13 protein-coding genes are annotated in these 11,429 nt (G+C 66.0%); 5 read left to right on the top strand and 8 right to left on the bottom strand.

All coding sequences use genetic code 11. The features are described from left to right. Nucleotides 1-16: 16 nt before the first annotated feature. From ACWGCN_RS32950 to ACWGCN_RS32925, 6 genes are all read right to left on the bottom strand, one after another. Nucleotides 17-1,768 (bottom strand): acyl-CoA dehydrogenase family protein, encoded by a 1,752-nt coding sequence (locus ACWGCN_RS32950; RefSeq protein ID WP_378992331.1) that lies wholly within the window; start codon nucleotides 1,766-1,768, stop codon nucleotides 17-19. A gap of 128 nt (nucleotides 1,769-1,896) precedes the next feature. Continuing rightward, entirely contained in the window at nucleotides 1,897-2,727 is an 831-nt protein-coding gene (locus ACWGCN_RS32945) for a hypothetical protein (RefSeq protein ID WP_452460371.1), read from the bottom strand. A gap of 50 nt (nucleotides 2,728-2,777) precedes the next feature. After that, the gene (locus ACWGCN_RS32940) at nucleotides 2,778-3,689 is read right to left on the bottom strand and encodes a WXG100-like domain-containing protein (RefSeq protein WP_452460372.1); all 912 of its coding nucleotides are present in this window, start codon (nucleotides 3,687-3,689) and stop codon (nucleotides 2,778-2,780) included. 9 nt (nucleotides 3,690-3,698) lie between these two features. Then, complete coding sequence (locus ACWGCN_RS32935) at nucleotides 3,699-4,025, bottom strand: type VII secretion target (protein ID WP_449968628.1); 327 nt, start codon at nucleotides 4,023-4,025, stop codon at nucleotides 3,699-3,701. Between the two features lie 8 nt (nucleotides 4,026-4,033). After that, complete coding sequence (locus tag ACWGCN_RS32930) at nucleotides 4,034-4,603, bottom strand: YbaB/EbfC family nucleoid-associated protein (protein ID WP_452460373.1); 570 nt, start codon at nucleotides 4,601-4,603, stop codon at nucleotides 4,034-4,036. Between the two features lie 211 nt (nucleotides 4,604-4,814). Next, nucleotides 4,815-6,563, bottom strand: a complete 1,749-nt coding sequence (locus tag ACWGCN_RS32925) for a proline--tRNA ligase (protein ID WP_452460374.1) — start codon at nucleotides 6,561-6,563, stop codon at nucleotides 4,815-4,817. 276 nt (nucleotides 6,564-6,839) lie between these two features. Between ACWGCN_RS32925 and ehuB the strand changes: the two genes are divergently transcribed. The 5 genes from ehuB to yaaA all read left to right on the top strand — a co-directional run bounded on the left by ehuB (nucleotide 6,840) and on the right by yaaA (nucleotide 10,698). Next, nucleotides 6,840-7,709 carry an ectoine/hydroxyectoine ABC transporter substrate-binding protein EhuB gene (gene ehuB / locus ACWGCN_RS32920; protein ID WP_378992405.1) on the top strand — a complete coding sequence of 290 codons (870 nt, stop codon included), beginning with the start codon at nucleotides 6,840-6,842 and terminating at the stop codon, nucleotides 7,707-7,709. 7 nt (nucleotides 7,710-7,716) lie between these two features. Continuing rightward, on the top strand, nucleotides 7,717-8,433 hold the full coding sequence (gene ehuC / locus ACWGCN_RS32915; RefSeq protein WP_378992329.1) for an ectoine/hydroxyectoine ABC transporter permease subunit EhuC: 717 nt from the start codon (nucleotides 7,717-7,719) through the stop codon (nucleotides 8,431-8,433). Then, a complete protein-coding gene (gene ehuD / locus ACWGCN_RS32910) occupies nucleotides 8,430-9,077 on the top strand; it encodes an ectoine/hydroxyectoine ABC transporter permease subunit EhuD (RefSeq protein WP_378992328.1) in 648 nt (215 codons plus the stop codon). Before ehuC ends, ehuD begins: the two co-directional genes overlap by 4 nt. Nucleotides 9,078-9,081: 4 nt before the next feature. Further along, on the top strand, nucleotides 9,082-9,837 hold the full coding sequence (gene ehuA, locus ACWGCN_RS32905; protein ID WP_379315222.1) for an ectoine/hydroxyectoine ABC transporter ATP-binding protein EhuA: 756 nt from the start codon (nucleotides 9,082-9,084) through the stop codon (nucleotides 9,835-9,837). Between the two features lie 114 nt (nucleotides 9,838-9,951). Beyond that, nucleotides 9,952-10,698: a peroxide stress protein YaaA gene (yaaA, locus tag ACWGCN_RS32900; RefSeq protein WP_387442306.1), complete on the top strand. Its 747-nt coding sequence runs from the start codon at nucleotides 9,952-9,954 to the stop codon at nucleotides 10,696-10,698. Here yaaA and ACWGCN_RS32895 read toward each other — a convergent pair. Together ACWGCN_RS32895 and ACWGCN_RS32890 are read right to left on the bottom strand one after the other, a co-directional pair. Beyond that, nucleotides 10,688-11,080: a VOC family protein gene (locus ACWGCN_RS32895; RefSeq protein WP_378992404.1), complete on the bottom strand. Its 393-nt coding sequence runs from the start codon at nucleotides 11,078-11,080 to the stop codon at nucleotides 10,688-10,690. The genes yaaA and ACWGCN_RS32895 overlap by 11 nt on opposite strands. Next, nucleotides 11,080-11,361, bottom strand: a complete 282-nt coding sequence (locus tag ACWGCN_RS32890) for an ArsR/SmtB family transcription factor (RefSeq protein WP_378992324.1) — start codon at nucleotides 11,359-11,361, stop codon at nucleotides 11,080-11,082. The genes ACWGCN_RS32895 and ACWGCN_RS32890 overlap by 1 nt, the downstream gene beginning before the upstream one ends. Nucleotides 11,362-11,429: the final 68 nt, after the last annotated feature.

The following is an 11,429-nucleotide window of genomic DNA, read 5'->3' as shown; positions in this document are numbered from 1 at the left end:
GCAACCGAGGGCCCGACTACGGGCGCATCGCGTACGCGCCGTCGTAGGCCTCGACCTGCTGCCACACCCGGCCGAACCGCTCGGCGTCGGCAACCGGGCTGCGCAGGGCCCCGATCGCCCAGGCACGCTGGGCCTCGGTGACCGACGGCTTGCCGAGCAGCGCCGCCGCCTGGGTGTTGAAGTCGCGGATCTGGAAGTCGAAGATCTGATCGAGCACATCGCGGTCGAGCCCGGTGAGCTCGGCCTGCTCGAGAATCAGCTGCCCGTAGACCACCGTGGAGAACAGGTGGCCGATGGTCAGCATGAAGTCCAGGTCCTTCTGCTGGTCCGCATCGGGTGCCGCGGTGAGCAGCAGGCTGCGCAGCGCCTGGGCCTGCTCGTAGAACCGGCCGACATTCGGGACCGCGGATGCCTGCTCGTAGGCGGGGGTCCAGTCGGCGAACTGCACCTTGCCCGCGCCGCGCGCCGGACCCTGCTGCCAGAAGAACGGCTGGTCGCCGGGGGCGAGGTCGGTGCCGATCGCCGGGTATTCCTTCGGGTTGAGCAGGTAGTTCGGCATGAACTTCAGGATCTGCCCCACGTTCACGTGCACGGTGCCCTCGAGGCGCGGCAGGTGGTTGATGTAGCGCGAGGCCTGCGCGAAGTAGGTGGCCTTCTCGAATCCCTTGGCCGCCAGCACATCCAGCAGCAGGGTCATCGCGACCTCGGCCTCGGAGGTGACCTTGGACTTGGTCATCGGGTTGAACAGCAGGTAGCGGCGGTCCTCGAGCGAGGCGCTGCGGAAGTAGTCGACGGCGCGGTCGCTGAACAGCTTCATCGCGATCAACCGCGCGTAGGCGTCGACGAAATTGCCGCGCACATGGGCGAAGTCGGTGACGGGGTTGCCGTAGAGGATGCGGTTGTTGGCGTGGGTGATGGCCTCGAAGAACGAGTGCTCGACCATGCCGATGCCGCCGTGGCAGAGGTTGAACTTGCCGACGTTGACGGTGTTGAGCGCGGCCGAGAAGGCCTCCGGCCCCTCGTGCAGCAGGTCGGCGGCGGTCACCGGGTAGTTCTCCAGCCGGAAGTGGCTGACATACATCTGACCGTGGATGACGCTCTCGATCAGGTGGTAGTCGTCGTGGCGGCTGTCGGCGGCGAACCAGATGTAGCCCGCCGGACCCTCGACGTCGGCGCGGCGCGAGAACACCGACACCATCGAGGCGACGTTGCCGTTGCCGATGTAGTACTTCTCGCCGCTCGCCCGGAACAGGATGCCCGCCTCGGCGTCGGCGCTGCCCGGCTCGCTCGGGGTGAGGATCAGGTCGGTGTTGTAGATGTCGGCGCCGTGGTCGCGCTCGGACAGCGCGAACGCCATCACCTGACCGTCGTCGAGATCGGCGGCGGCCTTGCGCTTGGCGACCTCGTTATCGCTCTGCCAGATCGGGCCGAGGCCGAGGATGGTGACCTGCTCGGCGTACCAGTACGCCAGTCCGTAGAACCCGAAGATCTCCGCCAGCGCCGCGTTGCGGGCCGCGTCCCAGCGCTTGTTCGGGTCGCCGTCGGCGTAGGCGGCCGGGGTCAGGAAGGTCGCGAACAGCTTCTCCTTGCCGACGAACTCGAGGAACTCCGAGGTCCACACCGCGTCGCGATCCTCGACCAGCAGCTGCGCCTTGCCCTTGGACTCGAACCACTCGATGGTGGCCTTCAACAGCCGCCGCGTCTCGGCGTCGAAGTGCTGCGGGTCGTAGGTGGCCGGGTTGAACAGCAGGCTGGGCGAACTCGTCATGCCGTTAACTTATCAGCGCCGCCCACTCGCCACGCCGACCCTCACACCCTCTACCAGCACTTTCGCCTACGTAGCCGTAAGTTCGAACGGCCAAGGCCTCCTGTTCGACGACACCCGGCGCTGGGCGATTACAGTGCTGCGGGGGTCGGTTCGCCGACATATCCGGCGCGCCGGAAGCGATTCAGCCCGAGTTCTGTCCCGAGCTCCGCTCGCCTCCCAGGGTTGCGCACGTAGAAGACGAACAGGTGGTAGACCCGGGTCGGGTCGGTCTCGAGGTCTGTGTGCACGATGTCGATCGTCCGGTAGCCGGTTTCGGCATCGCCGGTGACGAGACTGGTCAGGTTGGTTCCGCTACCGAATCTGAACGCTTCCCGGCGGCTGCGGGCGCCGACCGCCGAGACGTCCTGCCAGCCAACCCTGGTCGGGCCGTTGCCGAAGTCGATCGAGATGTACCGCGGGGTGAGTTCGATGCCGATGTTGCCGAGGGTCTTGCGAGAGCGGTACGTGCCGAAACCGAGGAGCAGCGCAACCGCGGCCGGCAAGGACATGAGGAAAAAGAGCGCCGCTCCCATCGACCAGTCGTCGTTCAACGATGCGATGAACTGCCACAGCCCAGCTCCGAGCACGGCCACTCCGAACGCAATAGCCACCAGACTTCCGGTCGAGGACGGCCGCGGCACCGGCAACACAAGTGCCGGGCCGTCGTCGGTGGCACGAATCTCAGCGGCCACCGGAGCGGCTCGTGGGATCTCCGACCATCCCCAACCGGTGAAAACAGCAGTCAGGGGACCGAGCAGCACAAGCCCGAAGAGTCCGGGTGCCACCGATCCCGGCTCCGTCACCATCGTCGAAACCAGCCCCAGCGTCACCGGCCACAAGACCAGCGCACACGCGAACGGCAACACCGCATAGCGATACGCGCCGAACGCCTTCCGCTTCCACTCCCCCGGCAACGGCAAGTCAGACGTACTCCGATACCTACCCACAATGCCCCCATTACGATCCGCGCCTACGCGGTCGCGGATCTGATTCCGGCCTCTGTCGCACCTTGCACCGCTTGGATGAGTTTCGGCACCATGCCGATGATCGTCGACGCTTCTTTCGCGAGTGCCAGCAGGATCTGCGACAGCTTCGATCCCGCGCCGGAGATGCTCAGACTGGCGCGTGCGACGGCCCCCAAAGATGCGGTCCCCCCGGTGCAAATAATGATCGCCGCGGCCTCGACGAGTACGCCGGCCAGCCAGTTCAGGAGTTCGATCACGACACCGCGCACCCCCTCCACCAGGTCACCGAGCGCGGCGTTGACTTTGCTCAGCGAGGAGGCGAGGGAGGACTGGGCCTCGATGTCGGCCATGAACGCGTCGGCCTTGGTCTTGTAGGCGGTGCTGGCGGCGCCGCCCCATTCACTGACATCTTTCTGGAGTTCGGTGTTCCATGTCGCCGCGGCTTGCGTCAGCGCCGTGGAGATGTTCTCCCAGGACTTGGAATACGCCTTGACCATATCCGGGTTACCGGTGACCCAATCGAGCCCCTTGCGCAGTGGTTCGACGTTCTCCAGCATCCAGCCCATCAGCAGGGCGCCCACGATATTGAACGGATCGAATTTCGCCAGGGGAACCCCTGTTGCCATGCGCTTCTGGTACTCCAGCACGTCCGCGGCGGCCACAGCGACCGCGGAGGCTTTGAGGGCTGCGCCATACAGGTTCTTGACCGGGTCTTCCCCGTTCACCGCTTCCTTGACGAGCCCGGCGGCTTCCCAACCATCACCCACCGGTGTGCCTTTGAACAGACCTGATTCAGCGCCATCGCTGTTGATCCTGGGGAGCAGAGCCTTCTGGTCGAACCCATACGCCTCGTCGTCGTCGACTTTCCCGTCGATCAGTTCGTTGCCCGCGGGCGGGGCGTCGTCGTCGAACGGCATGGTTTCCCCCTATTTGATCTGGCTTTGTTGACGCTCGATCGCGGCCTGACGGTCGGCATCGAGGGTTTCGAAGGTGTCCGCGCAGTACCGCAGCGTCTTCGGCAGCGTCTCGGTCGTTTCGACGATCTTCTGCAGGCTGTCGGTGATCCGCTCGTGCAGTGAGCTCACGGTCAGGTCCGCGTACCACCCGACGAACAGGCCGTAGCCGTCGTCCAGCGTGGACAGATAGTCGGCCGCTTGTTTGGCCGCACTGAGGTTCCCGAGCGTCGATTCGACCGCGCCGGCGTGCGCACGCACGCTCTCCGGTTTGACGACGACATCATCGCTGTTCCACATCTACGTCCTCATTCCAGCCATGACTTCTTGCTGAAGTACTCGTCGTCCTCGTCCGGCTCGTCAGGTGTGACGATCTGATCCCGATCCGGCTTGCGGCTGAGCGTTTCCGTGGCAGGCGGTTCCCATGTCGACTGTGACGCGGGCGCGGAACTGGCCGGCGGAGGCGCGTACTGGGGTCGGGGCGGAAGATGCTCGCCCGCGAGCTCTGCCTCGACGTCCGGGAATCGCTCGGCGAGAATGTCGAGAATCGACTCACCCGCCGGGTCTTCGCCCACGACCCGACTCATGACATCAGCAACCTCGGACCGCAACGTCACCTGGGCCTTACGCATACACGACAGGATTTCCGCCGACAGTGCGTCAGGATCCATACTCCGCGTAGCCGGTCCCAGGCCGATCGCCGTCGGCACCCCGGTGCTGTCCACCGTGACGCTCACGCGCCCGCCCGCGCTGGACGCGGTCGCCGACGTCATGGCCATCTGCCCCTGCAGCTCTTCGTACCGCTGCGCTTTCTGCTCCAAATCGGCTGCGAACCGCGCCAATTCCTCTGCGGCACGGCTCGGATCGAAGCCGACCATCGGTACCTCCCCTGACGACAACTGTCGGACCAGACTCTGTCAACGAAACACACACCACGCAAATCTCAGGGCGATCTTTCGGCTCCGTCCACTGGATTGGACGCGCCATAGACCCATTCGGTTCCAGCGAGTTTCAGCGGGTCTCAGCGCCCGAAAACAGCACATCGCGCTGCCCCACCGGAAGTGGGACAGCGCGATCGGTGCGACGAGGTCAGCCGCGAACCTTGGCGGTGACCGCGCTGACGGCGTCTTCGGCCGGGATCTCCTCGGCTTCGCCGGTGAAGCGGTTGCGCAGCTCCACCTTGCCCTCGGCCCAGCCGCGGCCGATGACCAGGATCCAGGGCATGCCGAGCAGTTCGGCGTCCTTGAACTTCACGCCGGGTGAGGCGGTGCGGTCGTCGAAGAGGACCTCGAGGCCTTCGGCGTCCAGGCCCGCGACGACGTGTTCGGCGCCGTCGCGGGCGGCGGCGTCCTTGTTGGCGATGACGACGTGCACGTCGTACGGGGCGACCTCGGCGGGCCAGCGCAGGCCCTTCTCGTCGTGCTGCTGTTCGGCGATCACCGCGACCATGCGGGAGACACCGATGCCGTAGGAACCCATGGTGAGGCGCACCGGCTTGCCGTTCTCGCCGAGCACGTCGACATCGAAGGCGTCGGTGTACTTACGGCCGAGCTGGAAGATGTGACCGATCTCGATGCCACGGGCGGACACCAGCGGGCCCGCGCCGTCGGGCGAGGGATCGCCGTCGCGGACCTCGGCGGCCTCGATGGTGCCGTCGGGGGTGAAGTCGCGGCCGGCGACCAGGCCGACAACGTGCTTGCCCGCCACGTCGGCACCGGTGATCCAGGCGGTGCCGTCGACGACGCGGGGGTCGACGAGGTAACGAACACCGTTGGCGGCCAGGCCCTTCGGGCCGATGTAGCCCTTCACCAGGAACGGGTTGGCGGCGAAGTCGGCCTCGGTGAGCAGTTCCACCTCGGCGGGTTCGACGGCGGCGCCCAGACGCTTGTCGTCGACCTCGCGGTCACCGGGGACGCCGATGCCGAGGATCTCGGTCTTGCCGTCGGGGTGGCGCAGCTTCACCATCACGTTCTTCAACGTGTCGGCGGCGGTCACCGTGCGGTCGAGGACCTTCACCTCGTTGGCCCAGTCGACCAGCGTCGCGATGGTGGGGGTGTTCGGGGTGTCGTATTCGACCGCGGCGGCCTGGCCCTCGATGGGCAGCGGCGCGGGCGCGGGCGTGACCACGGCTTCCACGTTCGCCGCGTAGCCGGACTCGACGCAGCGCACGTAGGTGTCCTCACCGACGGGGCTGGCGGCGAGGAACTCCTCGGACGCGCTGCCGCCCATGGCGCCGGAGGTGGCGGCCACGATCACGTACTCGACGTCGAGCCGGTCGAAGATGGCCTGGTAGGCCTTGCGGTGGGTGGCGTAGCTGTTGGTGAGACCGTCGTCGTCGATGTCGAAGGAGTAGGAGTCCTTCATCACGAACTCGCGCCCGCGCAGGATGCCCGCGCGGGGACGTTCCTCGTCGCGGTACTTGGTCTGGATCTGGTAGAGCGTGACCGGCAGATCCTTGTAGGAGTTGTACTCGCCCTTGACGGTGAGCGCGAACAGCTCCTCATGGGTGGGCCCGAGCAGGTAGTCGCCGCCCTTGCGGTCCTTGAGCCGGAACAGGCCTGGCCCGTACTCGGTCCACCGGTTGGTGGTCTCGTAGGGCTCGCGCGGCAGCAGCGCGGGCAGCGAGATCTCCTGGGCGCCGGTGGCGTCCATCTCCTGGCGCACCACGTCCTCGATCTTGCGCAGCGTGCGCAGACCGAGCGGCAGCCACGAGTACACGCCGGGGGCGACCCGGCGGACGTAGCCGGCGCGAACGAGCAGTTTGTGGCTGGGCACCTCGGCGTCGGCGGGATCGTCTCGCAGGGTGCGCAGGAACAGGCGGGAGAGGCGGGTGATCACGGATGCACAGGGTAGTCCCTGGTCCGCGCGGGGCGACAGCCGATTACCACCTGGGCGCCCGCAGGCCCCCGAAAACCGGTTCCGACAAAAGAGCGCATATCAGGTTACCCAGTACAAATCTATTTCAATCATCAGATAACAACCTGATAACGTAACCGCATCTGGCAATTCTTACGTGACTAGATTTTCTCTATAAGTCAATTACGCACTTACAACAGAAAATTGGTGGCGGCGACGCTGCCCTTGCGAGAGGTCACAATGGCTGAGACGAAATCCATGTCGAAGCGCTGTACAGCGGTGTTCACCGGAGCCGCGTTGGTGGCCGCGGCCCTCGCCGGATGCACCAAGACCGAGACCACCGAGAGCGGTCAGCTCCTGCAGTCGCTGAAGGACAAGGGCACGATCACCGTGGGTTTCGCCGGTGAGGCGCCCTATTCGTTCGAAGAGGGAGGCCAGCTCACCGGTGCCACGGTGGCCCTGCACAAGGAGATCTTCGCCAACCTCGGCATCAAGACCGTCGACGGTGTGCAGACCGAGTTCGGCGCACTGATCCCCGGTCTGCAGGCCAATCGCTTCGACGCGGTCAGCGCCGGGATGTCGATCTTGCCGAAACGCTGTGAACAGGCATCTTTCAGCGAACCGGAATTCATGTACACCACCGCGCTGATGGTGAAACCCGGTAATCCGATGAATTTGACGGATATGCAGTCGATCAAGGCCGGTGGCGCGAAGATGGCCGCGATGACCGGCGCCATCGAATCCGATTACGCCAGCTCGCTGGGCATCGACGCCACCCAGGTCGGCACCCCGCAGGACGGCATGGACGCGGTCACCTCCGGGCGCGCCGACGTGTTCGCACTCACCGCGATCTCGCTGAACTGGCTCAAGAGCCACACCCCCAACGCCGCGGTCGACGTGACACCGTCGTTCGTGGCCGTCATCGACGGCAAACCGCAGGTCGGCGCCGGTGGCACCGTGTTCCGCACCACCGATCCCGATCTGCTCGCCGCCTACAACGCCGAGCTGGCCAAGATCACCGGCGACAAGGACAAGTACTTGTCGATCGTCGGGAAATTCGGGTTCACCGAGCGCGAGCTGCCCGATCCGAAGTACACGACGGCCGCGCTGTGCAAGGGCGAAATCTGATCCACGCATGAGCAATGTCGATGCGGTCCGCGATGCCCTGCCCTCGTTGTGGCAGGGCATCGCGGTCACGCTGGAGCTGACCATCGGCGGCGCGCTGCTCGCGTTCGTCCTCGCCCTCGCCCTCGGCACCACCGCCCGCGTGCGCAACCTCGCGGCACGCGGCAGTGCCAGGGTCATGATCGAATTCTTCCGCGGCACCTCACTGCTGGTGCAGATCTTCTGGCTGTTCTATGTACTGCCGTTGCTCGGCTACAAGCTCGACCCGCTGTTCTGCGGCATCCTGGCGCTCGGCCTCAACTACGGCGCCTACGGCGCCGAGGTGGTGCGCGGCGCGCTCAACGCGGTGCCGCGCGCGCAGTTCGAGGCGGCGGTCGCGCTGAACTTCAGTCCGTGGCAGCGGATGCGCAGGGTGCTGTTCCCGCAAGCATGGGCGCTGATGCTGCCCTCGCTGACCAATCTGCTGGTCCACCTGCTCAAAGGCACCGCCGTGGCGTCCTACATCACCCTGCACGACCTGACCTACGAGATCGGTGACCTGCGCAAGACCACCAGCGACACGCTGTTCTCCTTCGGTGTCGGCCTGGTCATCTACTTCGTCCTCGGCTACCTGCTCACCCTGGGCATGAACCTGCTCGAAACCCGCGCCAAGACCAAGCTGGGTCGCGGCGCGTCGCTCAAGGAGGTCCTCAGCCTGGCGCCCGACGACACGAAGGTGGCGCCATGAGAGCCGAATGGAGTTGGGAGCGCGCCCGCGAGGCGCTGCCGGTGCTGTGGGACGGCTTCCAGATCACACTGCTGGCCACGGTGCTCGGCTTCGCCCTGGCCGCGGTGCTCGGGCTGGCGATCGCGATCATCCGTCGCACGATGCCGCGCCCGATCGCCGCGCCGGTGCACGCGGTGAGCGAGTTCGTCCGGCTCACCCCGCTGGTCGTGCAGCTGCTGTTCGCCTACACACTGTTCACGCAGTTCTCGGCGTTGCAGATCGGCATCGTGGTGCTGGGCATCCACTATTCGAGTTACCTGGCCGAGGTGTATCGGGCCGGGATCGAGGCGGTGCCGAAGGGACAGTGGGAGGCAGCGCGCGCCCTGTCGTTGCCGCCTGCCCGCACCTGGGGCGCGGTGGTGCTGCCGCAGGCGATCCGGGCGAGCCTGCCCGCGCTCGGCACCAACGCCGTCTCGATGTTCAAGGACACACCGTTCCTGTTCGCCATCTCGGTCGTCGAATTGGTGACCGCCGCACAGCAATTCGGGGCACGCAATTTCGCGTACCTGGAGTCGATCACGATGGCCGGGGTGTTCTTCCTCGTCGCCAGCTACCCGACGTCTGTGCTGATCAGAAGACTGGAGAAGCGACTTGCCTACTACTGACGAGATGATCCGATTCGATCAGGTGGTCAAACGCTTCGGCGACCTCACCGTGCTCGATCACCTCGATTTCAGCGTGCGCCGCGGGGAGAAGGTCACCCTGATCGGGCCGTCGGGGTCGGGCAAGACCACCATTCTGCGGCTGCTGATGACCCTGGAGACGATCAGCGACGGCGTGATCTGGGTCGACGGTGAACCACTCACCCACACCGAGCGCGGCGGAAAGCTGGTGCCCGCCAAGGAGAAACACCTGCGCGCGGTGCGGACCAAGATCGGCATGGTGTTCCAGCAGTTCAACCTGTTCCCGAACATGACGGTGCTGGAGAACATCACCGAGGCGCCGATCCATGTGCTCGGCAAGTCGAAAGACGAAGCGCGCGAACGTGCTCGCCATCTGCTCGACGTCGTCGGCCTGTCGGACAAGGCCGGCGCGCATCCCTCGCAGCTGTCGGGCGGGCAGCAACAGCGGGTCGCGATCGCCCGGTGCTGCGCGATGGATCCGAAGGTCATGCTGCTCGACGAGGTGACGTCTGCTTTGGATCCGGAACTGGTCGGCGACGTCCTCGACGTGCTGCGCACCATCGCCGAAACCACGGACATCACCATGCTGATCGTCACCCACGAGATGCGTTTCGCGCGCGAGGTCTCGGATCGGGTCCTGATGTTCGATTCCGGCCGCATCGTCGAACAGGGCCCGCCGGAGCAGATCTTCGAAGCACCGACCAACGAGCGCACGCGCAAGTTCCTCGAAGCCGTGCGCTGAACCACGTGGACAGCGGATCGGGGCGGGTCCAGCGAGGCCGCTGACCGCCGGACGACCGGTCCGCGGCGGGGCGGGGCGCGGTGGTGGTTGCGGCGACGATTACCGTTGTCGATCGTGCTGGTGCTGCTGCCTCCCTCCGAAACCAAGTCCGACGGCGGATCGGGCGTGCCGCTGGAACTCGCCGATCTCGCGATGCCGCAGCTCAGCGCGATTCGCGACAAGTTGATCACCGAGGTCGTCCAGCTGGCGGCCGACCCCGCGGCCTCGGCCGCGGTGCTCGGTCTGGGTAAAGGCGCCGACGCGGAGATCGCCCGCAACGCGAGCCTGCGCACGTCGGCGACCCGCCCCGCCCTCGAGCGCTACACCGGGGTCCTCTACGACGCCCTGGACGCGAAGTCGTTCACCACGGTGCAGCGGGCCAAGGCATTCGCCCGCCTGGGGATCGGATCGGCCCTGTTCGGCGCGGTTCGCGCGGCCGACCCCATCCCCGCCTACCGCCTCTCCGGCGGCACCAAACTGCCAGGGCTGCCGACACTTTCGGCCCTCTGGCGCGACGTGCTGCCCGACGCTCTCTACGCGGAGGCCGCGGGCGAGCTCGTCATCGACCTGCGGTCGGGTACCTACCAGCAACTCGGCCGAGTCCCCGGCGCCATCACCGCCAATGTGCTCACCGAGCACCCGGACGGCTCACGCACGGTGGTCAGCCACTTCAACAAACATCACAAGGGTCTGCTCGCCCGCGCGCTGGTCCTCACCCGCGCCGACCCCACCGACATCCGCGCCGTTGCCCGGGTAGCCACCAAGGCAGGCCTGCGTGCCGAAATCGCCTCCCCCACCGAACTTCTGATCATCACTCGGTGACGGGCGCCATCAGCTGGATGAGGTTGCCGCAGGTGTCGTCGAACACCGCGGTGGCGAACGCGCCCATCGGGGCGGGGGCCTGCGTGAAGAAGACATCGCGGTCGAGCAGGCGGCGGTATTCGGCGTCGAGATCGTCGACGGTGAAGACGATGACGGGGATACCTTCGGCGCTCAGTGCCGTTTTGTAGGCCTTGGCGGCCGGATGCTGGTCGGGCTCGAGCAACAGCTGGATGCCGTCGACATCGGCGGGTGAGACGAGGGTGAGCCAGTCGAATTCGCCGAGCGAGACCTTGTCTTTGACCTGGAAGCCGAGCACGTCCGTGTAGAAGGCCTCGGCCTTGGCCTGGTCGTCGACGAAAACGCTGGTCACTCCGATGCGGATCATGTGTCCTCCTGAGGGATGGGCCAACGCACCGAAATCGCCTGTAGCGGCGTGAAATCGGCGTGATGGAACTTGTATCGGCCTTGCCGGCGGGTATGGACGAGACCGACTTCCTCGAGCACGCCCAGGTGCTGGGTGATCGCCTGACGTGACGAGCTGATGCCGTGCTTGTTCACGAGGCGGGCGCACAATTCGAACAGGGTTTGCCCGTCGCGATCAGCCAGTTCGTCGAGCAGCGCGCGTCGTGTCGAATCCGCCAACGCGGTGAAGATATCGGTCACTCTGCACGCTCCGTTCACTCCCCTCGAACCATAGGCAAGTGCGAGCTTGCCTGTCAAGCGCAAGTGCT

It is taken from the genome of Nocardia sp. NPDC055050, from assembly GCF_053608345.1.
The sequence above is the reverse complement of the archived record's forward strand: the minus strand, read 5'-3'. Positions and strand labels throughout refer to the sequence as shown.

Excerpts from the sequence above, each read along its gene's own strand:
- ACWGCN_RS32950 (WP_378992331.1), bottom strand. The coding sequence starts at position 1,768 with ATGACGAGTTCGCCCAGCCTGCTGTTCAACCCGGCCACCTACGACCCG.
- ACWGCN_RS32940 (WP_452460372.1), bottom strand. The coding sequence starts at position 3,689 with ATGCCGTTCGACGACGACGCCCCGCCCGCGGGCAACGAACTGATCGAC.
- ACWGCN_RS32935 (WP_449968628.1), bottom strand. The coding sequence starts at position 4,025 with ATGTGGAACAGCGATGATGTCGTCGTCAAACCGGAGAGCGTGCGTGCG.
- ACWGCN_RS32930 (WP_452460373.1), bottom strand. The coding sequence starts at position 4,603 with ATGGTCGGCTTCGATCCGAGCCGTGCCGCAGAGGAATTGGCGCGGTTC.
- ehuB (WP_378992405.1), top strand. The coding sequence starts at position 6,840 with ATGTCGAAGCGCTGTACAGCGGTGTTCACCGGAGCCGCGTTGGTGGCC.
- ehuC (WP_378992329.1), top strand. The coding sequence starts at position 7,717 with ATGAGCAATGTCGATGCGGTCCGCGATGCCCTGCCCTCGTTGTGGCAG.
- ehuD (WP_378992328.1), top strand. The coding sequence starts at position 8,430 with ATGAGAGCCGAATGGAGTTGGGAGCGCGCCCGCGAGGCGCTGCCGGTG.
- ehuA (WP_379315222.1), top strand. The coding sequence starts at position 9,082 with ATGATCCGATTCGATCAGGTGGTCAAACGCTTCGGCGACCTCACCGTG.